Origin of the sequence: Sanguibacter sp. A247 (assembly GCF_052324925.1) — a bacterium.
Taxonomy (GTDB): Bacteria; Actinomycetota; Actinomycetes; order Actinomycetales; family Cellulomonadaceae; genus Flavimobilis.
Map to the genome: position 1 here is coordinate 342,196 of NZ_JBQPRE010000002.1, position 23,808 is coordinate 366,003.

Annotated in this window: 15 protein-coding genes; 12 read left to right on the top strand and 3 right to left on the bottom strand. The window is 70.4% G+C overall.

The window, feature by feature from the left end; translation table 11 throughout:
- Nucleotides 1-70: 70 nt before the first annotated feature.
- From glmU to ACTVCO_RS05760, 7 genes are all read left to right on the top strand, one after another.
- The gene (glmU, locus tag ACTVCO_RS05730; protein WP_443727448.1) at nucleotides 71-1,681 is read left to right on the top strand and encodes a bifunctional UDP-N-acetylglucosamine diphosphorylase/glucosamine-1-phosphate N-acetyltransferase GlmU; all 1,611 of its coding nucleotides are present in this window, start codon (nucleotides 71-73) and stop codon (nucleotides 1,679-1,681) included.
- Nucleotides 1,678-2,661, top strand: coding sequence for a ribose-phosphate diphosphokinase (locus ACTVCO_RS05735; RefSeq protein WP_443727449.1), 984 nt, complete (start codon nucleotides 1,678-1,680; stop codon nucleotides 2,659-2,661). Before glmU ends, ACTVCO_RS05735 begins: the two co-directional genes overlap by 4 nt.
- 281 nt (nucleotides 2,662-2,942) lie before the next feature.
- Nucleotides 2,943-3,524, top strand: a complete 582-nt coding sequence (locus ACTVCO_RS05740) for a 50S ribosomal protein L25/general stress protein Ctc (protein ID WP_443727450.1) — start codon at nucleotides 2,943-2,945, stop codon at nucleotides 3,522-3,524.
- 129 nt (nucleotides 3,525-3,653) lie between these two features.
- Entirely contained in the window at nucleotides 3,654-4,253 is a 600-nt protein-coding gene (pth, locus tag ACTVCO_RS05745; protein ID WP_443727451.1) for an aminoacyl-tRNA hydrolase, read from the top strand.
- Nucleotides 4,254-4,457: 204 nt separating this feature from the next.
- A complete protein-coding gene (locus tag ACTVCO_RS05750) occupies nucleotides 4,458-5,609 on the top strand; it encodes a DUF1972 domain-containing protein (protein WP_443727452.1) in 1,152 nt (383 codons plus the stop codon).
- 134 nt (nucleotides 5,610-5,743) lie between these two features.
- On the top strand, nucleotides 5,744-6,505 hold the full coding sequence (locus tag ACTVCO_RS05755) for a CDP-alcohol phosphatidyltransferase family protein (protein ID WP_443727453.1): 762 nt from the start codon (nucleotides 5,744-5,746) through the stop codon (nucleotides 6,503-6,505).
- 549 nt (nucleotides 6,506-7,054) lie between these two features.
- A complete protein-coding gene (locus ACTVCO_RS05760) occupies nucleotides 7,055-8,629 on the top strand; it encodes a hypothetical protein (RefSeq protein ID WP_443727454.1) in 1,575 nt (524 codons plus the stop codon).
- On the opposite strand, the gene ACTVCO_RS05765 is transcribed toward ACTVCO_RS05760, so the two are convergent.
- Nucleotides 8,616-10,952: a glycosyltransferase gene (locus ACTVCO_RS05765; RefSeq protein ID WP_443727455.1), complete on the bottom strand. Its 2,337-nt coding sequence runs from the start codon at nucleotides 10,950-10,952 to the stop codon at nucleotides 8,616-8,618. The two genes, ACTVCO_RS05760 and ACTVCO_RS05765, sit on opposite strands and share 14 nt — an antisense overlap.
- A gap of 155 nt (nucleotides 10,953-11,107) precedes the next feature.
- Between ACTVCO_RS05765 and ACTVCO_RS05770 the strand changes: the two genes are divergently transcribed.
- Complete coding sequence (locus ACTVCO_RS05770) at nucleotides 11,108-12,559, top strand: lipopolysaccharide biosynthesis protein (protein ID WP_443727456.1); 1,452 nt, start codon at nucleotides 11,108-11,110, stop codon at nucleotides 12,557-12,559.
- Nucleotides 12,560-12,636: 77 nt separating this feature from the next.
- Here ACTVCO_RS05770 and ACTVCO_RS05775 read toward each other — a convergent pair whose 3' ends face one another.
- Nucleotides 12,637-14,298 carry a polysaccharide biosynthesis tyrosine autokinase gene (locus tag ACTVCO_RS05775; RefSeq protein WP_443727909.1) on the bottom strand — a complete coding sequence of 554 codons (1,662 nt, stop codon included), beginning with the start codon at nucleotides 14,296-14,298 and terminating at the stop codon, nucleotides 12,637-12,639.
- A gap of 271 nt (nucleotides 14,299-14,569) precedes the next feature.
- The gene (locus ACTVCO_RS05780; protein ID WP_443727457.1) at nucleotides 14,570-15,460 is read right to left on the bottom strand and encodes a glycosyltransferase family 2 protein; all 891 of its coding nucleotides are present in this window, start codon (nucleotides 15,458-15,460) and stop codon (nucleotides 14,570-14,572) included.
- A gap of 455 nt (nucleotides 15,461-15,915) precedes the next feature.
- Between ACTVCO_RS05780 and ACTVCO_RS05785 the strand changes: the two genes are divergently transcribed.
- The 4 genes from ACTVCO_RS05785 (at nucleotide 15,916) to ACTVCO_RS05800 (ending at nucleotide 23,799) form a co-directional block, all read left to right on the top strand.
- Nucleotides 15,916-16,515: a hypothetical protein gene (locus tag ACTVCO_RS05785; RefSeq protein ID WP_443727458.1), complete on the top strand. Its 600-nt coding sequence runs from the start codon at nucleotides 15,916-15,918 to the stop codon at nucleotides 16,513-16,515.
- A 68-nt stretch (nucleotides 16,516-16,583) separates the two neighbouring features.
- A complete protein-coding gene (locus ACTVCO_RS05790) occupies nucleotides 16,584-21,458 on the top strand; it encodes a LamG-like jellyroll fold domain-containing protein (RefSeq protein ID WP_443727459.1) in 4,875 nt (1,624 codons plus the stop codon).
- On the top strand, nucleotides 21,455-22,375 hold the full coding sequence (locus ACTVCO_RS05795; protein ID WP_443727460.1) for a glycosyltransferase family 2 protein: 921 nt from the start codon (nucleotides 21,455-21,457) through the stop codon (nucleotides 22,373-22,375). Before ACTVCO_RS05790 ends, ACTVCO_RS05795 begins: the two co-directional genes overlap by 4 nt.
- A gap of 116 nt (nucleotides 22,376-22,491) precedes the next feature.
- On the top strand, nucleotides 22,492-23,799 hold the full coding sequence (locus ACTVCO_RS05800) for a hypothetical protein (RefSeq protein WP_443727461.1): 1,308 nt from the start codon (nucleotides 22,492-22,494) through the stop codon (nucleotides 23,797-23,799).
- Nucleotides 23,800-23,808: the final 9 nt, after the last annotated feature.

Consider the following 23,808-nt stretch of genomic DNA (forward strand, 5'->3'; position numbering starts at 1 on the left):
CGAGCGCGGCGGTAGACTGTCGGCCGGGCCTTTGTGAGGCCGATCCCGCCCCCGAGCGACCGGAGTCCATGTGACCACCGCACGCCCCGCCGCCGTCGTTGTCCTTGCCGCAGGTCAAGGAACCCGTATGAGGTCGACGACGTCGAAGATGCTTCACGCGATCGGCGGGCGTACCGTCCTCGGTCATGTCCTCGCTGCCTCGCAGGGGCTCGAGCCCGAGCGGCTCGTCGTCGTCGTCCGTCACGCCCGTGAAGATGTTGCGGCGGAGGCTCTCGCACGCGTTCCCGACGTCGTCGTCGCCGACCAGGACGACATTCCCGGGACGGGGCGCGCCGTGCAGTGCGCGCTCGAACGGCTCGATGCCGCGGCTCACGCCGTCGCAGCAGGTGAGGGCACCGCAGCAGCGGGCGTCGCGGTCGGGCTCGAGGGCACGGTCATCGTCGTCGCGGGCGACGTCCCCCTCATCGACACCGAGACGCTGACGGCCCTCCACACTGCGCACGCCGCAGGCGGCCATGCCGCGACGGTCCTCACCGCTGTCGTTCCCGACGCGACGGGCTACGGCCGCATCGTGCGCGACGAGGCCGGCCAGGTCGCAGGGATCGTCGAGCACCGTGACGCGACCGCCGAGCAGCGGGGCATCCGCGAGATCAACTCGTCGATCTACGTCTTCGACGCCGCTGTCCTGCGAGGAGCCCTGGGGCGCCTCGGACAGGACAACGCGCAGGGCGAGGTCTACCTCACCGACGTCCTCGCCATCGCGCGCGCCGACGGCGGCATCATCGGCGCGGTCCAGGCGCCGTCCGCTCTCACGGTCGAGGGCGTCAACGACCGTGCGCAGCTCGCCCAGCTGGGGGCGGAGCTCAACCGCCGCACCCTGCACGCGCACATGCTTGCCGGTGTGACGATCGTCGACCCCGCCACGACGTGGATCGACGTCGACGTCGAGCTCTCCCAGGACGTGACGATCCTGCCCGGGACGCAGCTGCACGGGGCGACGACCGTCGGCACGGGCTCGACGATCGGCCCCGACACGACGCTCACCGACGTCGAGGTCGGCGAGAACGTGACGATCGTGCGCACGCACGGCTCGCTCTCGGTTCTCGAGGACGGCGTGAGCGTCGGCCCCTTCGCCTACCTGCGCCCCGGAACGCACGTTGCGTCGCGCGGGAAGATCGGCACGTTCGTCGAGACCAAGAACGTCGAGATCGGTGCGGGATCGAAGGTTCCGCACCTCACGTACGTCGGTGACGCGACGATCGGCGAGGGCACGAACATCGGCGCGGGCTCGATCTTCGTCAACTACGACGGTGTTGACAAGCACCGGACGACCGTGGGCGCCCACGCCCGCACGGGCGCGAACAACAAGTTCGTCGCCCCTGTCTCCATCGGCGACGGCGCCTACACGGGCGCCGGAACCGTCATTCTCGAGGATGTCCCGCCGGGCGCCCTGGCCGTCTCGAACGCACCGCAGCGGACGATCGACGGTTGGGTCGAGCGCCGTCGGCCGGGCACGGACTCGGCGCGGGCAGCGGCCCGCGCGATCGCGGCCTCCGGACCGCAGGGACTCGGCGCGCAGGCGCGTGCCGAGCGCGAGCGGGCCGAGAGCGCCGCAGCCCCTACGCTCCCGGGGCAGTCCGCCTCGGGCGACGTCGTATCTGAAGGAGACAGCGCACGATGACCGGGATCATCTCCCACGCCGACGAGAAGCGGCTCGTCCTCGTCTCGGGCCGAGCCCACCCCGAGCTCGCGCGCGAGGTCGCGGCGTCCCTCGGCATCGAGATGGTGCACACGACGGCGTACGACTTCGCCAATGGCGAGATCTACGTGCGCTACGCGGAGTCGGTGCGTGGCGCTGACGTCTTCGTCCTGCAGTCGCACACCGCGCCCATCAACCAGTGGATCATGGAGCACCTCATCATGGTCGACGCGCTCAAGCGCGCCTCGGCCAAGACGATCACGGTGGTCCTGCCGTTCTACGGGTATGCGCGCCAGGACAAGAAGCACAAGGGCCGCGAGCCGATCTCGGCTCGTCTCATGGCTGACCTCTTCAAGACGGCGGGCGCCGACCGTCTCATGAGCGTCGACCTGCACACGTCGCAGATCCAGGGCTACTTCGACGGTCCGGTCGACCACCTGTGGGCGCAGCCGATCCTCATCGAGTACGTGCGCACCCGCGTCGACATCTCCAACGTCACCGTCGTCTCACCTGACGCCGGCCGCATCCGTGTCGCCGAGCAGTGGGCGGCCAAGCTGGGCGGCGGTCCGCTCGCGTTCGTCCACAAGACGCGCGACACCTCGCGGCCCAACCAGGCGGTCGCCAACCGCGTCGTCGGTGACGTCGAGGGTAAGAGCTGCATCCTCGTTGACGACCTCATCGACACGGGTGGCACGATCGCCGGAGCGGTGCGCGTCGTCCTCGAGGCGGGCGCCAAGGAGGTCATCGTCGCGGCCACGCACGGCGTGCTCTCGGACCCGGCGGCGCAGCGGCTCTCGGAGTCCGGTGCACGCGAGGTCGTCGTGACGGATACGCTGCCGATCGCCGCTGAGAAGCGCTTCCCGCAGCTCACGGTCCTCTCGATCGCGCCGCTCCTGGCGCGTGCGATCCGTGAGGTGTTCGACGACGGCTCGGTGACGAACCTCTTCGACGGCAACGCCTGAGAACTCGCGGGTTGGCAGCGCCGGTCGGTGAGAGAACGCGCACACCGGCGGCACCCCAGGGCGCCGCCGGTCTCGTGTATCCTGGACAGGTTGCCTCGGCGAGGGATGTCTGACGGGCCGCGAATCGCGCGCCTCGGCGGCGGATGCGTCCGCCCCCCAGATGATCCGTGATCGACTGGGCGGTCCGCTCGCGCGCGTCCGTCATGCGCCCCGCGCCGAGGCACCGCCCACCGGGTCCCGCTACCGTTCCCGGTCTCTCCCGACTCCCTCAGGAGCCCCGCATGTCTGACGTCAAGCTCTCCGCAGTTCTCCGCACCGACTTCGGCAAGGGTGCGGCTCGCCGCACGCGCCGTGAGGGTCGCGTTCCCGCCGTCCTCTACGGGCACGGCGCGGACCCGCTCCACGTGTCGCTCCCGACGCACGAGACGTACCTCGCGCTCGTCCGCCACAAGAACGCACTGTTCGAGATCGACGTCGAGGGCGACACGAAGCTTGCCATCGTCCGTGACGTCCAGGTCGAGGCCGTCCGCCGCGAGATCGAGCACCTTGACCTCCTCCTCGTTCGCAAGGGCGAGAAGGTCGTCGTCGAGGTTCCCGTGACGATCGTCGGCGACGGCGTCCCCGGCACGATGCACGTCGTCGAGCAGCTCTCGGTCCAGATCGAGGCTGAGGCCACGAACCTCCCCGACTCGGTCTCCGTCGACATCACGGGCCTCACCGCGGGCACGGTCGTCTACGGCAAGGACCTCGTCCTGGCCGAGGGCTCGACCCTCATCAACGAGGGCGACACCGACATCGTCATCATCTCCGAGATGATCGCCGAGGCAGCGCCGGCCGCTGACGCGGAGACCACGGAGGCCTGAGCCTCCCGCTCATGCGTGTGAACGCCCGGTGCCCTCGCGGGTGCCGGGCGTTCGCGTTACGCCGCCCAGGTGGGCGGCGTCGCTCGGAACGACCGTCGACGGGGCGTGTGTGCGCCCGAGGAGGACAGCATGACCGACGGACCCTGGTGCATCGTCGGGCTCGGTAACCCCGGCCCGACGTACGCGCGCAACCGACACAACGCCGGGCAGATGGTGCTCGACGAGCTCGCTGCCCGCTGCGGCGTCAAGCTTGCCTCGCACCGGTCGCAGACCGCGGCAGCCGAGGCTCGCCTCGGCCTGGGCCCGGGCGGGGCGCCGGGACCTCGGGTCGTCCTCGCCAAGCCGCAGTCGTACATGAACACGTCGGGGGGCCCGGTCAAGGCGCTCGCCGGGTACTTCGGGGTGACGCCCGACCGTCTCATCGTCGTGCACGACGAGCTCGACATCCCGTTCGGCGACGTGCGCCTGAAGATGGGCGGCGGCGAGGGTGGGCACAACGGCTTGCGCGACATCACGCGGGCGCTCGGCACGAAGGACTATCTGCGCGTCCGCGTGGGCGTCGGACGCCCCCCGGGGCGGATGGACACCGCGGACTACGTGCTCAAGGACTTTGGGCCGGCGGAACGTCAGGAGCTGCCGTTCCTGCTGGACTCTGCGGCCGACGCGGTTGAGATGCTCGTCGCGGAGGGGCTGCTCGCGGCCCAAGGGAAGTTCCACGCTCCCGCGTGAGGATGCGCGGGTGACTCCGTAGGCCCTCGGGGTGGCTCGGGGGTGACGACTGTGCCCTGGTGGCGCTGCCCAGGTCGCGAGCCTGCATGCTGGATGTGGGCCTGCATGTGCGGCCTGGGCGTCCATCGCGACGCCGGAGGACCGGGGGGTCGCATGGTGGGGCGTGGGCAGGCAGGGCTGAGCCGTGCGAGGTTGAGCATCGCGATGGTCGGCACCCGTGGTGTGCCCGCGCGGTACGGCGGCTTCGAGACAGCGATCGAAGAGATCGGCATGCGGCTCGTTGCGCGTGGACATGACGTGCGCGTGTATTGCCGCCGGGGCAATGGCGGAGCGCAGGGTGACGCGCCTGAGCACGCCGGCATGAGCCTCGTGCACCTTCCGGCGCTGCGTCGTCGCAGTCTTGAGACCCTCAGCCACACGGCGTTGTCGGCTGCCCACCTCATGGCGCGCCGAACCGACGTGGCGTTTGTCTTCAACGCTGCCAACGCGCCGTTCCTGGGAGCTCTGCGGGCCCGCGGGATTCCCGTGGCGACGCATGTCGACGGCCTTGAGTGGCGGCGCACCAAGTGGGCTGGCACGGGCAAGAAGTACTACCGGTGGGCCGAGCAGGCTGCGGTTCGTCGCTCGGACGCCCTCATTGCCGACGCCCAGGGCATCGCGGACTACTACGAGGACGAGTTCGGCGCGCAGACGCGCCTCATCGCCTACGGCGCACCGCGCCTCGAGGCTGATCTGGGGCGATTGGCCGAGCTCGGTCTCGTGCCCGGTGGCTTTCATCTGGTCGTCGCGCGTTTTGAGCCCGAGAATCACGTGCACCTCGCAGTCGAGGGTTACGTGCGTTCGGGCGCGAAGCGCCCGCTCGTCGTCGTCGGCTCCGCGCCCTATGACGACACGTACACCCGTCGCGTCCATGACCTTGCGCAGGGCGACCCGCGCGTGCGATTCCTCGGTGGGGTCTGGGACGCGGAGCTGCTCGACGCCCTGTACGCCGGTGCGGCGACGTACGTGCACGGGCACTCGGTCGGCGGCACGAACCCCTCGCTGCTGCGCGCGATCGGCGCGGGGACGGCGACGATCGCGTACGACGTCGTCTTCAATCGCGAGGTGCTAGGAGACGCGGGGCTCTTCTTCGCCGATGCGCCGTCGCTCGCTCATTTGCTCACCGACGTCGAGGCGGACGCCGACGGCGTCGCGCGGCGGGGGGCGAGCCTCGCGGTGAGGGCGCGGGACTACGACTGGGACGACGTGGCCGCACGGTATGAGACTCTTGCCCGTGATCTCATGGCGGGCAATGTTCCCGGCCCCCAGAGCGCGCGCAGGCGGGACGTGCCGCAGTGGGCGGAGGCAGTGCGATGAACCCGTTCGAGCGTCCAGCAGCCCCCGCGCCCGCGCCAGCGCAGGCCTCAGCCCCTGCACGAGTCTCGGCGCCGGCGCCAGCCTCGGCCCCAGCGCCAGCCTCGGTCCCAGCCGCGGGGGATCGACCTGCGCCTGTGACGGCGCCTGCGCGTCCCAGCAACACGAGATTCTCGTTCCGTGAGGCCTACCGCGTGCTTGCCGCGGCGCAGAAGGGGGCGGCTCGTTCGGCCCCCGCCTATTCGCGGTACGTCAACCGGCGCATGGGGCGGGTCTTGGCTGCGTGGGCGGCGAGCGTCGGGCTGAGCCCCAATCAGGTGACGCTCGTGAGCGCGGCGTTGACGTTCACCGGCATTGGCCTTCTTGCGGCGCTCCCGCCGTCGGCATGGCTGGGACTGGCCGTGTGCGTGTGCCTCGTGCTCGGATACGCGTTCGACTCCGCGGATGGTCAGGTCGCGAGGCTCACGGGTGCGAGCAGCCCGGCAGGGGAGTGGCTTGATCACGTCGTCGACGCGACAAAGATCTCGGCGTTGCCCCTTGCTCTGCTCGTCGGGTTCTTTCGCGCCGACGCGGCGCCCGTGGTCTGGCTCCTCGTGCCCCTCGCGCACGCCGTCGTCGGAGCCGTCCTGTTCTTCGGCATGATCCTCACCGAGCAGCTGCGTCGCGCTGCCGGTGTGACATCGCGTGCGCCATCGGGTGGGCGCGGACCCGACGTCCGCGCGCTGCTCGTCATCCCGACCGACTATGGCGTGCTGTGTCTCGCCTTCCTGCTGCTCGGGGTCATGCCCGCCTTCCTCGCCGTCTACACCGCGATCGTCGCGGCAACCGCGCTCTTCACGCTCGCCGCGAGCATTAAGTGGTTCCGTGACGTGCGGGCGCTGGGCCCGCGAAGCGCCTAGCCCCGCGACGCGTCTCGTCCTCTGCGCGCGCTGGCGCGCCATCGCTGCGGCCCCGGTCTCCCTCACGTGGAGAACCGGGGCCGCGGTGCGTTGCCGGTGTGGTCGGAGTGAGTTCCTCCCCGCATCGCGCTGACCCAGAGTGACGGGCGTCCAGTTCGGGCGGTTTCTCCGCGGGGTGAGGTGAAATCACCCTCGACATGACGTACCTCACACCAAGTTTGTTCAGGGCGCTACGTGCCGCGTGGTAGTGCAAGGGCGGGCGCTGGGCGGGGTGCGGCTCGGATGATCCCTGCTGGTCACGATGGGGGAAGTCCCGCCGATCGCCCACATGCACGTTTCGAGTACTGAAGCAATGGGATCTTTTATGCCCGTGGAGACCGTGATCACAACGGGTCGTGGGTCACAGAAAAACGATGTTCTCCGTTCCTAATCTCAATCTCGCTACGGCACCGACCGATATCTATGACGAGCGCACCCACCAGTGCGCAGCGGACACGCAGTCGTCGTCGATGACGAGGGGCCGACCACCCCGAGCGAATGAGAGTGAACATGAGCAACTTCAGCTCCTTGCGGCGACGTGGGGCCACAGCGCTCCTCGTTGCAGGGCTTGTTGTGCCCGCGGTCGCTGTGACGACTGCGAGTGCCGCTGAGACGACGACGTCTGTTGCTGCTGCGACCGCGGCAGTGTCGTCGGCGGCCGACGTCCATGAGCGTGCGACGACGCGTGCCACGCGTGCGAACGCAGCGAAGAAGAAGACCTCCGCCAAGGTCACCACAACCCGCAAGGCTGCGAAGTCGGCCACGTCCAAGCGCCGGGCAGCGGCGAAGAAGTACACGATCGCCAAGAAGCGTTACGTGATCGCCAAGAAGCGCGCGAAGGTTGCCAAGCGCGCGGTTGCCAAGCGTCGTGCCGGCGGTGCGAGCATGTCGCGTGCCGCAGCTGTCCGCGTGACGTCGTCACGTGCCACCCTCGTCAAGACGACGAAGACGCTCCGCAAGGCCAAGGCCGTCGCACGGTCGAAGGCGAAGGCCGCATCGAAGGCCAAGGTCGCGCACCGTCGGGCCGTGATCAACGCGCGCACGGCGCTTGCCGCCAAGGCCAAGAGCGCGACGGCGCTTGCTCAGGCACGTCGGACCCTCGCCACCGTGACGAACCGCCCGACGCCCACGCCCGCGGCGACCTCGAAGCCCACGGCGACTCCTCGGCCCACGGCGACGGCGACCTCGAAGCCGACTGCTACCGCGAAGCCGACTGCTACCGCGACGCCGAAGCCGACCGCCACCGCGACGCCGAAGCCGACCGCCACCGCGACGCCGAAGCCGACCGCCACCGCGACGCCGAAGCCGACCGTGACGTCCACGTCCACGGCGACGACGCCTCCGGCGCGGACCGCGTACACGGGCCCCTCGACCGTGTGGACCGCCGGAACGGTCATCGAGAACAAGATCATCTCGGGTCAGCTGAAGATCCGCGCGAACAACGTGACGATCCGCAACTCGCTGTTCGTCGGTCCGTCGACGGCTCCCACGTCCAACTACTTCATGCTGTGGAACACCGAGGGCAACACGGGCCTCAAGGTCATCGACTCGACGTTCCTGCCGACGATCAAGTCTCCGTGGATCAACGGTGTCCTCGGCGCGGGCTTCACGCTCGATGGTGTGACGATCAAGAACGTCATCGACCAGGTGACGATCAAGGGCAACGACGTTGTCATCAAGAACTCGACGTTCGACGACAACCTCTACTACGCGGCTGACCCCAACCACGGGGGCAAGGAGTCGCACGCCGACAGCGTGCAGATCCAGCAGGGTCGACGCATCACGATCACCAACACGACGATGCGTTCGGCCAACAACGCGGCCGTTCAGGTGACGCAGGCGACGGGTGTCGTCTCCGACGTCACGATCCAGGGCAACCGACTCAACCACGGTGGTTGCACGATCAACATTGACGACAAGGGCAACTTCGGCGTCATGAAGGCGATCAAGATCCTCGACAACGAGTTCGGCACGAACCAGCGCATTGCCTCGTGCGCGGTGATCCGCAAGGAGTCGCAGGTTGAGCTCCAGGCCACGGGGAACTACTTCACCGACGGCCGCACGTTCCGCCTCACTCGCGGCTGAGTCCCCCTACTCGGGGCGATCTGTCGCTCGCTGTGCCCGCCATGGACATCTCCGTGGCGGGCACAGCCGTGTCTGCTCCGGCACGCGCCCGCGTGCCGGAGGGCCGGGGCGTGCCGGGCGGGACCCCGGCGCCTGCGGTGTTCCGCCGGTAGGGCTCGGCTCGGATGCCACGCGCGCCGGCGAGGAGTCCGCGTCCCCGCGCGAGGTCGCGTCGTGCATGGACGTCGTCGATGTCACGGACGCCCTGCGTGCCTCGTGATCGCCCAAGTCGCCACGCTCCCCGCGCAGTGACGATCGCGCCGCGCGCGCCTGCGGCTGCGCGGACTCGGGCGCGCGCGAGGCGGCCCCGAGCGAGGGTCAGGTCGACGTCGACGGCAGTCGCAGCGTGATCCTGGACGCGCTGCAGGAGCCAGGCGCGTGACGTTCGCTCGTGCGGGATGCGATCGACGACGATCGATTGAGCGCATGCGACGAGGACACCGCCTGCGGCAACGACCTCGCGCGTGAAGAGCGTGTCTTCGCCTCCCCGCAGTCCGCGGTCGGCACGAAAGCCCACGCCGAGCGCGCGCACGGCGGTGACGTCGATGAGCAGGTTGCCGGTCGGTGCGCTGCGCCGCGCGGCTCCCGTGTCATAGACCGGGCGGCGGAAGAAGCCGCCAGCCTGGGTCCAGGCGTCGGGTGGCTCGGGCCACTCCGGGACGATCGTGCCGGCGACGAGCGTCGCACGGTGCGTGGCCCACGTGTCGACGAGCGGCGCGAGCCAGACTTCACCCGGGGCGTCGTCGTCGTCGATGAACGCGAGGAGGTCCGTCGTCGCCTCGTCGAGCGCGCGGGCGCGAGCTGCCCCGATGCCCGAGCGGGGTTCGTGGACGTACCGCACGTCGGGCCCACCCGACTCGCGCAGTGCGAGGGCCGCGCGCTCAACGGTGTCGCGCGCACCGCCGCGGGGATCGTTGTCCACGACGAGCACGCGTGTGCGCGCCGCAAGTCCCGTCGACGCGTCCCGGTGAGCGTCGTCTGCCGCGGCCAACCCGCGTACGTGCTCGGCGACGTGCGCGAGGGTTCGCCGCACCTCGTCATTGCGGCGGTAGGTGAGGATCGCCACCGTGACGGTCGGTGCGACGACGCCGTGGTGACGCTCTGACACGGGACGGTCGGCCGTCGCGTTGAGGACTGCTCGTGCCGCCGCCCGATAGCGAGCGATGCCGAATCGGTCGACGGCCTCGTCGCGACCAGCCGCAGCAAGACGAGCGGCCCGTGCGGGATCGTCGAGCAGCTCCGCGATGGCTCGTGCAAGATCCGCTGGATCCCCGGGGCGTGCCTGGAGTCCAGTGACGCCCGGCGTGACGATCTCGGTCAGTCCCTGGGTTGCGCTGGCGACGAGCGGGCGCCCCGCGAGCAGCGCTTCGACCGCGGTGTTGCCGAAGGGCTCCTGCCGCGACGGGACGAGCACGATGTCGGCAGCATCGAGTGCCGGACGCGTCGGCGACACGTACCCGCGCAGGTGCACCGCGCCAGCAAGGTCGGGTTGGGCAGCACGCGCGCGCAGCTCAGCCTCGAACGGCTCATAGCCTGCGAACGGGGTGCCGCACACGTCGAGCGTCACGTCGCGGCCCGCGGCGCGCAGGATGCCGACCGCGTCGAGCGCGACGTCAACACCCTTGCGCGGCGAGAGCCGTGCCACGAGCGTCAGGTGAGCGGGGTCGCCCGGACGCCGCGACCGCAGCGGCGCGGGCGCACCGGCGTCCGGAACGCCGTTGTGCACGATCGTGAGGCGACGGCCGAGGCCGGAGTCGACGTCCGTGAGGACGCCGGCCGACGACTGGGAGTTGACGAGGATCGTCCGCGCGAGCCGCAGGGGAGCGGCGAGCCCCCGCCTGAGGATGCGCGAGACCCCGTCCTCTGCCTCGTGGACGTAGCAGAGCGCGGGAGTGCGCGTGAGGCGCGCGGCCACGAGCCACGACGGAATCGTCACGGTGTTGACGGCCACGACCGTCGGCCGCAGCCGCCGCAGCAACGCACTGCCCGTGACGATGGACCGGAGCATCGCGCCCGCCAACCGCACGAGCCCGACGGGGGTGAGGGCTGATTTGCGCAGCACCGGCGTCCGGGCGTCAACGATGACCTGCGCGCCCGCCTCTTCGAGCCGCGCGACGAGCGGACCGGGGCCTGGAACCGTCACCGTCACCTCCCACGCGTCCTCCCGAGCGGCCAGCACGAACTCGATGAGCTGCAGATCGCTGCCGTAGACATCGGCGGACGGGTGGGCGACGAACAGGAGTGGCACGGCAAGTCCCTCGGCATCGGGAGTGGTGTCGTCCACGCTAGGCGGAGCGGGTGAGGGGCAGGGGAGATCTCACCCAGCGCCCGCCCGACGCCCACGAAGGGTCGCCCCGTCCTCACCCCGTGCTCACGAGTGCGGATGCACGTGCGGTCATAGACTCGCCACGCCAGGACGGTTCAGGGGACGGGGAACACGTGGAGGAGCTCGGTCGTCGCGCCGCGCGCGGCGCAGGTGTCACCGTGGTCGCGCAGGTCGCCCGCGTCGGGGTGCAGATGCTCTCGGTCGTCGTGCTGGCCCGCCTGCTGACCCCTGCGGACTACGGTGTCATCGCGATGGTGCTCGTCGTCGTCGGCGTGGGTGAGGTCGTGCGCGACCTTGGCCTGTCGACCGCCGCGGTCCGCACCAAGGACCTCACCGACGCTCAACGGTCCAACCTCTTCTGGGCCAACACGCTCATTGGCACGACCCTCACCGTCGCGCTCCTCGCGGGTGCCCCGCTCGTCGGCATGCTCTTCGGACGCGATGATGTCGTCCCGATCGCCCGCTACGTCGCGGTCGTCTTCTTGCTTAACGGCCTCACCGCACAGCTGCGGGCTGACCTGCAGCGACGGCTACGCTTCGGGGCGCTCGCGGCCATCGACGTCGGGTCCCAGCTGCTCGGCGCGACGGTCGCGGTCGTCTTCGCTGTCGCGGGGGCGGGTGTGGCCGCACTCGCGGCGCAGCAGGTCGTCCAGTCAGCCACGGTCATGATTGCGTGCGCGCTGCTGTGCCGGTGGATCCCGTCGCGGCCCCGCAGGGGTGTTCCCATGGCTGAGCTCTGGCGCTTCGGCGGGCATCTCGCGGCCTCGCAGATCGCCGTCTACATCGGCAACAACGTCGACGCTCTCGTCATCGGCACGCGCCTCGGCCCGACGGCGCTCGGCCTCTATGACCGGGCCTACCGTCTCGTCATGACGCCTGTCTCGCAGGTCCGGGCACCCACGACAACGATTGCGCTGCCCGTCCTCACGCGACTCGTCGACGAGCCCGCGCGGCTGCGCAGGTACCTCGTGCGCGCACAGCTCGCACTTGCGTACCCCGTCATGGTCGGGGCAGCGCTCCTGGTGGGGACGGCCGGGCCCGCGACCGCGGTCCTGCTCGGTGAGGGCTGGGATGGCGCGGCTCCGCTCGTGCGGTTCATGGCGACGTCCGCGCTCTTGCAGACGCTCGCGTACGTCGGCTATTGGGTGTACCTCGTCTTCGGGCTCTCATCGCTCCTGCTCCGGTACACGCTCCTCACGGTGGCGCTCAAGGTCGTGCTCGTCGTCCTCGGTAGCACGTGGGGTGTTGTTGGTGTGGCCGCCGCGTACACGCTTGCTCACGCGCTGGAATGGCCGCTCTCGCTCGCGTGGCTCTCGCGCCATGCGCCCCTTCCGGGGCGCGAGCTGGCACGCGGTGCTGGGCACGTGCTCGGTGTCGGCCTCGTTGTGGGGCTTGCCGCGCACGGTGGCACGATGCTCATCGACGGGCCCGCATGGCTGTCGCTCGGCGCCGGACTTCTTGCTGGCGCGGCCGCGCTCGGCGCCGCGCTCGCGATCCCGTGGGTGCGTCGGGATGCGACCGACGTCGTTGAGGTCGTCCGCGCAGCAGTCAGCCGTCGGCGCTGACGGCAGACGAAAACCCCAGTCGCGACCTCAGCCGCAACCCCAGCCGCAACCCCAACCCCAGTCGCAGCCGCGACCTCTCAGGCGCTTCGACGAGCCCGGGGGCCGTTGACCGGGTGCGTGGCGGAGCTTTGAGTGCCGTGGGGCGCGCTGTCGTACGCGGAGCGGCCCGTCGCCGCGGTGCTTGGGCTCGAGGGCGCGTTGCCAGAGTCATCGCGTCCGGACGGCTCGGTGGCGACGTCGCTCACGGGTGCGTTCGTGACCTCACTGACGCGCCCCGTACGGCGGTGAGTGTCGATGGCCGGCCGCTCGAGGTCCCGCGCTCTGTCCAGGGGCCGCGCGACAGGTACGGGACGAGTGAGGTCGACCGGGGCAGGTGCGCGCTTCGTCAGCCGTGCCCGAGCGCCGCGTCCCGTGTGAGTGCGACGGCTTGCGCGTCCCGACTCGAGCGAGGTGGCCCCGTTGAGGACGACGCCGAGGCACGTCGCATCGATCGTGTCGAGCATTGTCATCGCGGCCGCGACCTGGGTGCGCCTGACGGTCGAGGCGCCGACGACCATGACAAGTCCGTCAGTGTGGCGCGCGAGAACGGCCGCGTCGGTGAAGGGAAGGAGCGGAGGGGCGTCGAGGATGACAGCGTCGTATGTGGCGAGCGCGTCCGTGAGAAACGACTGCATGGCCGCGGAGTCGATGAGCTGGGCCGGGTTGGGCGGAGTCCCGCCCGCGACGACCACGTCGAGCCCTTCGGGTCCCCAATGGTGCATGACGTCGCGCAGCTCGGCCTCGCCGAGCAGGATGGTCGTGAGCCCGTCGCGCGAGTCGATGCCGGTGTGCTCGGCAAGGGAGGGGCCGCGCAGATCGGCGTCGACGAGCAAGACGCGTGAGCCCTTCTCGGCGAGCGCCGCGGCCACGTTGATCGCCACGGTCGTGCGGCCTTCGCCCGAGACCGACGACGAGATGACGAACGACCTCACCTTGCTGGCGGCGCTGATGAACTGCAGGTTGGTCTGAACGCGCCGGTAGGACTCGGCGACATGTCCGTCAGGCCCCGCCACGATCGCGGGCCGCCAACGGCGGGCGTCACGGTCGCGCGGCACGATGCCGAGAACGACGGCATCGGAACGTGTGGGAAGGTCGGCGGTGCGCCGGACGCGGGTATCGAGCAACGACAGCGCGAGCACACCGAGAACTCCGAGAGCGACACCCGCTGCCCCGCCGAGCATGACCGTGCGTCGTGTGTTCGGTGTGAAAGGCACGCGGGCGTCAGCGGCCGGCGCCACCACAGTGAGGCGAACCACGGGCTTGTCGGCCGAGCCGGGAGTGATCTCGGTGACCTGGCGTGCGAGGCTCGCCGCGACTGCGTCCGCCGTCGCGGTCGCCACCGAAGGATCAGGCGAGACCGCCGTGATCTCGACGAACATCGTGTCAAGAGGCGTCGTTGCGGTGACGACGCGTGCGAGGGTGCGCGCGGACATGTCGAGTCCGAGCTCATCGATCACGGGGTCGAGCACCGCGGGCATCGTGGCGAGCTGCGTGAATGACTGCACGAGGTTCTGCGTATACGTCGTCCCCTGGACGAGCTCGGCGACCGAACCGCCCTGGGTGAGAGAGACGAACGACGTCGTCGTCGATCTGTAGAGCGGCTGCGTTGATCGTGCGGCGCCGAATCCGGCGGCTGCCCCAACGAGCGCGATGATGACGATGACGAGCCATCGCCGCCGCAGCACCGCGACGTATTCCATGAGTTCCACGTGTCCACCCCCCGGTGTTCCCGTCAGCAGCACGGACTCGTGTGAGGTCGGCGCTGCGGAGGCCCTTGGCAGGACCTCAGGCGATCGAATCATGGGACCGGGGTGAGGGGAGCGTTCTCGGCGGGATCCCACCCCGCGACCACCCCGCCCTCGCACCGCGTGCCGCAGCGCGGGTGGCGCGACCTGCCGTCACGGCCGGGCGGTGGGTGTGCCGACCTCGGCCGCCGTGCGTCTGCCTGCTCGCACGCGGCCCGCACGACACTCACGAATGCGCGACAGGCCCGGTCGGACGAACGAGTGCGAGCAGCCCGGCGCACGTGCCGCGCAGCGCAGGCCAGAGCGTCGTCGTCGGGTGGAGCAGCTGTCGTCGCCCGCCCCGCAGCAGGCACGCCCAGGCGTAGCCGGGAGCGTGCAGCGCCCAACGGAGCCGGTCATGAATCGGCAGGTGTCGGCGCGCGAAGACGAGGCGGTTGCGGGTGTCGTAGTAGTAGTACGTCGGTGACTTGGCGCGGCTCCCGGCGCTGTCTCGTTGTGTGCCGCCGGGGTCGTGGACGCAGCCGAGGTCGTCGGCGACGGCTGAGCGACCGCCGAGAGCGTTCCAGCGCCAGCCGAGGTCGACGTCCTCCCAGTAGAGGAAGTAGTCCGGCGTGATGCCGTCGAGCCTGCGCCACGCGTGTGCGCTGAGCGCGAGGCAGGCTCCGGTGAGCCAGGGAACGCCGCCGTCCTGCGCCCACGGGCGGGAGCGTCCTGTCCGGACGTCGAGGCGTGCGCCAGCAAAGCCCCGGCGACCCGAGCTGTCGTGGATGCGGGGCGCGAGCATGAGATCGGGTTCGGCTTCGACTCGTGAGGCGAGGGTGTCGGCTGTCGCGCGATCAACGCGTGCGTCCGGGTTGAGCAAGAGGATGCTCGTCACGTCGCCTGCGGCGCGGGCACCGGCCGCGCACCCGCCGCCGAACCCGAGGTTGGAATCGGGCGTCACGAGGGTCCAGCGCCGCTCCCGGGCGAGCTCGGTCACGCGGCTGCGCTCGCCAGCCGTTGTCGCGTTGTCGACGATGACGACGCGCCAGCCCTCGCGCTCAGGGTCGACCCACTCCGTGAGGTTGGCGGCGACGAGGTCGCACGAGCCGTAGCTGACGACGATGAGCGCTCTCACGGGTTCCGGGCTCCTCGTCGACTCGCGGGTTGGACTGGGTCAGACCTCGCTGGATGCGGCTCGGCTGGGCGGCTCGGCTGCGGCGGGGTGCCTGCTGCTCGGTGGCGGTGGTCCCCGCCAACGTACCGAGGGTTGGCCGCATGTGCGGGGCCACGGGAGGTGAGGAGCGGGTGAGCCTCGGGTGACTCGGAGACCGATGGCTGGCTCTCGCCCCGGGGCTCTCGCGGAGGATCAGGTGATGCCGCGGGACCACGCGGCGCAGGGGGATGTAAGGGGCGGGGACGATGCGGAGAAGGACAGGGTCAGCGGGGGCAGACCGGCCAGGGAGGGCTCGACGCGGCAGAGCTGCCGTCGTCGTCTGCGTGGCCGTGCCGCTCGCCTGGGCAGGCGCTGCATGCAGCCCGAGTAGCCCGGCGGATCCGCAGGCCCAGGCCACCGCTCAGACCCACCCGGCTGTGAATGGCGAGCAGGCTCCGGTCGCGAGCCCGTCGGGTCCGAGAGCGACCCCGGCGCCCAGGGCGTCGAGCTCTGAGCCCTCAGCGTCGACCACGACGCCCGAGAAGCCCAGCGAGCAGGCGAAGCCGAAGAAGCCGCGCACGCAGAAGAAGCCGGCGAAGCCCAAGAAGCCTGCGAAGCCGACCCCGGTCCCGTCGGTCGACCGGCCCCGTGCGACCTCGGTCAATCTCACGTCCGTCGCGACGCCCGCCCCGGGTGTCACGGCCCACCTCGTCACGGTCGAGGATGTCGCAGGTCAGGCCGAAGGCCCCGGTGAGGTTGCTGGCAAGGCACTGCGCGTGACCGTTGAGCTCGTCAACGGGACGGCCGACGCGCTTGATCTGCGCGGCGCGGTCGTCAACCTCTACACCGGGACCGAGAAGGTTCCGACGTCGGTGCTCTCCGGTCCCGGCAGCCTCGCCCTTCCGGCGACGCTCGCCGCAGACGGCACCGCCCGTGCGACGTACGTCTTCAGGACGGACGAGCGCGACGGCCACCTCGAGGTCGAGGTCGACATCGCCGACGCCCCGACCGTCGTCGCGTTCGCGGGGACACGATGACCCCGCGCCGCACCAGCGCCCGAGCGGCGCACTCAGCCCTGAACTCCTCCTCACCTGCCGAGGTCCCCATGAGTCCGTCCCACCGCATCAGCCCTCGTCGGGGCGCAGCTGTGCTCGCCGTCGTCGCGACCGCCCTTCTCGGAGCGCTCGTTCCGTCGACGAGCGCGGCCGCGTCGCCGACGGTCGACTCGGCTGTTCATGCAGGTCCCGCCCGCACGACCAAACCTGCCGTTGTCGGCTCAACCGGTCTGCCCACCGCGCAGATCGACGGTGTCGCGTGGTCGCAGGCGGTCGTCGGCACGACTGTCTTCGTCGGGGGCGAGTTCACGACCGCGCGTCCGCCGGGTGCCGCAGCGGGGTCGCAGACCCAGGCACGCGGCAACCTCATGGCCTACGACGTCCGCACAGGTGCGCTCCTGCCGTGGGCGCCGAACGCGAACGGCGCGGTGCGCGGCCTTGCGGCCTCACCTGACGGGGCGACGCTCTACGTCGCGGGCACGTTCACGTCGATCGACGGTGCCACGCGTTACCGCCTCGCAGCCTTTGACGTCGCCACAGGTGAGCTTCTCGACTTCCGGCCGGCTCTCAACGCGACCGCGCTCGACGTCGCGGTGTCGGCGACTGCTGTGTACGTCGGTGGCATCTTCACGACCGTCAACGGCGTGCTGCGCCAGAAGGTTGCGGCGGTCGATCCCGTCACCGGTGGCACCCTGCCGTTCTCGGTCGCGATCGACGATGGCCGCGTCCAGGCGCTCGAGGTCGCACCTGACGGCGGCGCCGTCGTCGTCGGCGGAAGCTTCACGACCGTCGGTGGCTCCTCGAACCCGGGCTACGGGCTCGTGCGCGTGTCAGGGACAACAGGCGACGTGCTGGCCACGCCCATCAATGACCAGGTCCGCAACGCCGGCGCGTCGTCGTCGGTGTACTCGCTCGCCTCGGATGACGACCTCTTCTACGGAACGGGCTACCACTTCGGCTCCGGTGGCAACACCGAGGGCACGTTCGCGGGACGGTGGTCAGATGGCGGCCTCGAATGGGTCGAGGACTGCCACGGCGACTCCTACTCGACCGCACCGCTCGGCGACGTCGTCTATACCGCGAGCCACAAGCACTACTGCGGCAACTCGGCGGGCTACCCGCAGACGAATCCGTGGCGCATGAACTACGGCACGTCGGTGACCAAGGCGGCGTCGGGCGAAACCAACGTTGCGGACATCTACGGCTACGAGCACCACGACGGCCAGCCGCGCCCCGACATGCTCGACTGGTTCCCGGAGTTCAACACGGGAACGTTCACGGGGCAGGGCCAGGGGCCGTGGTCTCTTGCAGCCGGAGGCGGCTACCTCGTCGCAGGCGGTGAGTTCACGCGAGTGAACAACATCCCGCAGCAGGGCCTCGTGAGGTTCGCGCAGCGAACCGTGACGGCTGACACGGATGGCCCACGCCTCGGAGGCGCGAACGCCGGCCTGGTCGCGACGTCGCCTGCAGCCGGGACTGCGCTCGTGCGTTGGCCCGCGAACCGCGACCGCGGTGATGAGGAGCTCACGTATCGCCTCTACCGTGACGACCTGTCGACGATCATCGAGGAGCGCACCGTCACCGCATCCTTCTGGAAGCTGCCGACCCTCACGTTCGTCGACAGCGATCTCACCCCTGGCTCGACGCACCGCTACCGCGTCCGGGCGACCGACGCCGCGGGCAACGCCGCATGGTCGGACTGGGTGAGCGTGACGATCGCAACCTCGGGCGTGTTCGGCGAGTACGCGAGCACCGTTGCGGCGGACGGACCCTCCTCGTACTGGCGCATGGACGAATCCAGTGGCTCGACGATCACCGACCTTGTCGGCACACGCAGTCTCACCGCTCGTTCGGGCGTCGGGACTGGCGCGGGCACCGCGCTCGCGGGGCAAGAGGGCAGCGCCCGGACGCTGTCGGGCTCGAGCACGTCATGGGCTGCCGGAACGTCGTCGGAGCCCGCTCCGATCGAGTTCTCGGTCGAAGCCTGGTTGAAGACCTCCTCGACTCGCGGCGGCCGCATCGTCGGCTTTGGCTCGTCGACCTCCGGTAACTCCGGGACGAATGACCGCCACCTCTATGTCGACAGCCAGGGACGCGTCGCCTTTGGCGTCGCTACGTACGGTCGCTCGACGGTCGTCTCGCCCTCGAGCGTCGTCGACGGTGAGTGGCACCACGTGGTGGGAACGATGGACCAGTCGGGCGGACTCTCGCTCTACGTCGACGGACGTCTCGTCGGCGCTCGCGGCGACATTCGCACCGCCGACGCCTACAACGGCGTGTGGCGCATCGGTGGCGACTCGATCGGTGCGTGGCCGTCGGCCCCCTCCTCGTCGAGCCTCGCGGGTGAGATTGACGAGGTTGCGGTGTACGACGGCCGGGTCCTCACGCCTCAGCAGGTTGCGGCGCACTATGCGGCGGCTGGGGGCACGGTGACCATTCCGACGGCCCCGGCTGACGCCTACGGCGCCGCCGTGTTCAATGACGAGCCTGACCTGTTCTGGCGCCTCGCCGAGGAGTCGGGGACGATAGTCACGGACGCGTCAGCCTCGCGCCAGGCGGGAACACTCACCGGATCGGTCACGTACGGCGCCGACGGCGCGCTCGTCGATGTCGACAACACTGGTTTCGGCTTCTCGACCGACGCCCAGGTCGTCGCAGAACGCCAGATGACCAATCCCTCGCGGTTCACGACTGAAGCCTGGTTCAGGTCAACGTCGACGCAGGGCGGTCGTATCGTCGGCTTCGGCAACTCGCGGGCGAACACCTCGACGAGCTACGACCGGCACACGTACATGCAGGACGACGGCCGTCTCGTCTTCGGCGTCTATGTGGGGGCAGAGTTCCGGGCGACGTCCGCCGACGCCTACAACGATGGGCAGTGGCACCATGTCGTCTCGAGCCTCGGCTCCCAGGGCATGCGCCTCTACGTCGACGGCGAGCTCGTGGCGACGAATCCGCAGACCCATGCCGAGAACTACTCGGGCTGGTGGCGCGTCGGCCGAGACAACACGTGGGGCTCGACCGCTCAGACGCTCGCGGGCACGATCGACGAGGTTGCCGTGTACGGGCGGCAGCTCAGTGACGCGACGGTAGCGGCGCACTATCAGCTCGGCACGGGCACCGTGCCCAACGTGGCACCCGAGGCGTCGTTCACCGCGGACGTCACGGAGCTCGCGGTCGCGCTCGATGCCGCGGCGTCGGACGACTCCGACGGCACGATCGCGTCGTACGCGTGGGACTTCGGGGACGGCGAGACCGGATCTGGTGAGACCGCGACGCACACGTATGCCGCTGCGGGCATGTACACGGTGACGCTCACGGTGACCGACGACGACGACGCGACCGACACCGCGACGCGGTCCGTCACGGTGGCCGAGCCCACGGGTGCGATCGTCGAGGACGCGTTCAGCCGGACGGTGTCGAACGGGTGGGGCAGCGCCCCCACGGGCGGTCCCTGGACGAATGCGGCGCCGGCCTCCGGCTTCTCGGTGGCCTCGGGAACGGGACGCATGTCCTTGCCGGCCGGCGCCACGCGCGTCGCGCGCCTCACAGAGGTCGGGGCGCGGGACGTCGAAGTTCAGGCGACCGTCGCGCTCGATCGGCTCCCCGCAGGCACGGGCTACCTCAGCCTCGCCTCGCGCACGACCGGCACGACGGGCTACGTCGGTCGCCTCCGCGTCGGCACAGACGGCACGATCCAGCTTCACGTCGGCCGTGGCGTTCAGTCGATCGCGGCGCTCGCGGGCGGCGTGGTCACGGGGCTGACGTTCGAGCCGGGCACTGCCTATCGGATCCGGCTCCAAGCGACCGGTGCGAGCCCGACGACGATCCGTGCGAAGGTCTGGATCGACGGCACGCCTGAACCGTCGGCGTGGCGCGCGACGGCCACGGACTCGACCGCTGACCTGCAGGTGGCAGGTGGGATCGGCGCTCAGGTCTACGTTGGTGGCGCCTCGGGTTCGCCCGTCGTGACGGCCGCGTGGGACGACGTGTGGGCGGGGGAGCCCGGGACCGCTCCGGGTGGCGGGACCCCGCCCGCGAACGTCGCGCCGACGGCAGCATTCACGTCGGATGTCTCGGCGCTCGAGGTCGAGCTTGATGGCCGTGACTCAACCGACCCTGACGGTTCGGTTGCCTCGTATGCGTGGACGTTCGGCGATGGGGAGTCGGGGACGGGGGCGACGCCGTCGCACACGTATGCGGCCGCGGGGACGTACGAGGTCCGGCTCACCGTGACCGACGACGACGGGGCAACCGACTCGGTGACGCACGAGGTCACGGTGGCCGCGCCGACCGGCGCGCTCGTCGAGGACGCGTTCGCGCGCACTGTCTCGAACGGCTGGGGTTCGGCCGTTGCGGGCGGCGCGTGGACGACGTCGAACCCGCAGTCGTCGTACTCGGTTGCGAGCGGTCGTGGTCTCATGGCGCTCACGCCGGGTGCGACACGCACTGCGCGCGTCGCCGCGCTCGACGTGCGGGACGTCGACGCGGAGGTCGTCGTGGGTGCAGACGTCCGGGGGGCGGGAACCGGCTTCTGGACCCTCGCGGCCCGGACGACCGGCTCGACCGGCTACGTCGCGCGGCTGCGCGTCGGGACGGACGACTCGCTTCAGCTGCACGTCGGGCGCGGAGTTCAGTCGATCACCCCGCTTGCGGGCGGCGTGGTCGCGGGCCTGACGTTTGACCCGGAGACGCGCTATCGCATGCGCCTGCGGGTCACGGGGGAGAGCCCGACGACGATCCGCGCGAAGGTGTGGGCCGAGGGGACCGACGAGCCGGGTGCCTGGCGGGCCACGACGACGGACTCGACGGGTGACCTCCAGTCGGCGGGCGGTGTGGGCCTCCAGGCGTACGTGGGCGGGGCGGCGGGCTCGCCGACGGTCACGGTCGCCTGGGACGAGCTTGATGTCAGGAGCGCGCAGTGACGGGTGCACGTGTGACGGTCGGCATCCTCACGTTCCGCAGGCCCGAGGGCCTCGCGGCCACGCTTCCACTCGTTCTTGAGCAGGTCGCGCACGTGCCGCACGCCGAGGTTCTCGTCGTCGACAACGATGCCGTGCCGAGCGCACGCGGCGTCGTCGAGGAGCTCCGCGGGGCCGGCCAGCCCGTGCGGTACGTGCACGAGCCCGAGCCGGGCATCGTTGCTGGTCGAAATCGTGCGCTCGACGAGTCGACCGGCGACGTCCTCGTGTTCCTCGACGACGACGAGCGGCCCGCGCCGGGGTGGCTCGACACCATGCTCGAGGCACATCGTCGCTTCGGAGGCGCGGGCGTCGTCGGGCCGGTTCTCGGTGAGATTGAGGGCACGCTCGACCCGTGGATCGCTGCAGGCCGCTTCTTCGAGCGCAAGCGCTACCCGACGGGAACGGTCGTTCCTCTTGCGGGGACGGGCAACCTGCTGCTCGACCTGCCGTCGGTGCGGCGTCACGGAACGCGATTCGATGAGGCGTTCCGGGTCTCGGGAGGCTCGGACACCGCGTTCACGCGCGAGCTCACGGCCGCGGGCGGGCAGCTCTACTGGTGTGACGAGGCGCCCGTGCTCGACGTCGTCCCGGTTGAGCGAGCGACCCGACGATGGGTTCTGCGACGGGCATTCCGTAGCGGCAACTCGCGGGTGCGCGTTGCCGTCCATCAGGCGTCGTCGCTCGGGGACCAGGTGCGTCATCGTGTGCGCGGGGCCTCGGCTGGCCTCGTGAGGATCGGTGGTGGGGCGGCGCGCGCGGCGGCCGGAACCCTCAGCTGGCGGGTCGCGCATCAAGCGCGTGGTGCGCGCACGGTTGCGCGCGGTGCGGGCATGGTCGCGGGCGCCTTCGGGGGTGTGTATGAGGAGTACCGCCGCTGAAGCCAGACCGTGCTCCTGGTGAGGTGAGAGAACGAGATGCGGACGGGAGGGAAGCAAGAGACGTGACGATGGTCGATGCGAGAGCCACGAGTGCGCCCGCTGTGAGGACGCCTGCTGTGAGGACGCCTGCCGCGGGGACGCCTGCCGCGCGGAGGCTTGCCGCGGGTGCGCCCGAGCCCCGCGCCACGGGCGTTGAGCGCGTCCTCGCGGGGGGTCTCGTCCTTGCTGCGGGTGCGTGGTATCCCGTCGTCGGCGGGCTCACTGTCGCCACGGTGCTCGCCGTCGCGCTCGCTCCGGTCGTGCTCGGGTCGTTGCGTCACTTCCGGGGCGCGACCGCGCTCTTCGTCGTGTGGCTCGTCGCGATCGGCTCGGGTCTTGTTCTTGCCGAGCTGGCGCGCATGGACTCGACTGTTCTGCCGAATGTCACGCGGGACGGCGCCTTCCACCTGCTGGGGATCACCCTGGGTGTGCCGATCGTGCTGTGGGCCCGACGCTGGTGGAGTGATCCCGCAGTCGGGCTGCTCTTTGGCCTGGGAATGCTCGCGAGTGCGGCGACGGACCTCTCGCCGATCAACGCGTGGAAGTTCACGCTGTCGGTTCCGGTTGCGGTCGTTGTGCTGTCGCTTGCGTGGTTGTGGCGCAGGCGCGGTCTTGAGCTGGTGGCGCTGCTGGCGATCGCGGCCCTGTGCGCCGTCAACGATTCCCGCTCGATGTTTGGTCTTGTCCTCATGACCGCGGCGATCGTCGCGTGGCAGGGATGGCGGCAGCGCACGCGTGCCCGGCGTGGACAGCTGGCGCGCAAAGGCAGTGTCCTGGGGCTGTTCCTGCTCATCGCCGTCCTCGGTGCTGCGGCGTACCAGATGGGGCAGGCGCTCGCGCTCGAGGGTGCGCTCGGTACTGCGGCAGCAGAGCGATCCGCGCGGCAGATCGAACAGTCGGGGTCGATGCTCGTCGGGTCGCGGCCGGAGATGGGAGCGACGTTCGCCCTCGTGCACGAACGTCCGCTCGGCTTTGGGCTTGGCGTCGTCCCCGATGCGTCGGAGCTGCGCGCCGCGAAGGTGGGGATGGCTGAGCTCGGCTACGACCCGAACAATGGCTACGTCGAGCGGTACATGTTCGGCCGGGGCGTTGAGGTCCACTCGTTCATCGGTGACCTGTGGGCCTGGTGTGGCATCGCGGGCGTCATCCTCGGTGGTGCGCTCCTCGTTGTCGTCGTGCGCGGCCTCCTGGTGAGGCTCGTCGACGGCACCGCGAATGCGCTCATCGTTCTGCTGAGCCTGCGCGTGCTCTGGGACCTGCTGTTTGCGCCCATCGCGAGCACGATGGTGTTCCTCACGCTCCTCGTCGGCCTGCTTCTCGTCCGCAAGCCGCCGCCCTCAGCGCCGTCCGTCACGGAGCGGTCCTCGCGCGCCGGCGGAGCCTAGGTTCGCTGA

Bases quoted from the DNA above. Each gene is read 5' to 3' on its own strand.
- ACTVCO_RS05735 (WP_443727449.1), top strand. From the start codon at position 1,678: ATGACCGGGATCATCTCCCACGCCGACGAGAAGCGGCTCGTCCTCGTC.
- ACTVCO_RS05740 (WP_443727450.1), top strand. From the start codon at position 2,943: ATGTCTGACGTCAAGCTCTCCGCAGTTCTCCGCACCGACTTCGGCAAG.
- pth (WP_443727451.1), top strand. From the start codon at position 3,654: ATGACCGACGGACCCTGGTGCATCGTCGGGCTCGGTAACCCCGGCCCG.
- ACTVCO_RS05750 (WP_443727452.1), top strand. From the start codon at position 4,458: ATGGTCGGCACCCGTGGTGTGCCCGCGCGGTACGGCGGCTTCGAGACA.
- ACTVCO_RS05760 (WP_443727454.1), top strand. From the start codon at position 7,055: ATGAGCAACTTCAGCTCCTTGCGGCGACGTGGGGCCACAGCGCTCCTC.
- ACTVCO_RS05775 (WP_443727909.1), bottom strand. From the start codon at position 14,298: ATGGAATACGTCGCGGTGCTGCGGCGGCGATGGCTCGTCATCGTCATC.
- ACTVCO_RS05790 (WP_443727459.1), top strand. From the start codon at position 16,584: ATGAGTCCGTCCCACCGCATCAGCCCTCGTCGGGGCGCAGCTGTGCTC.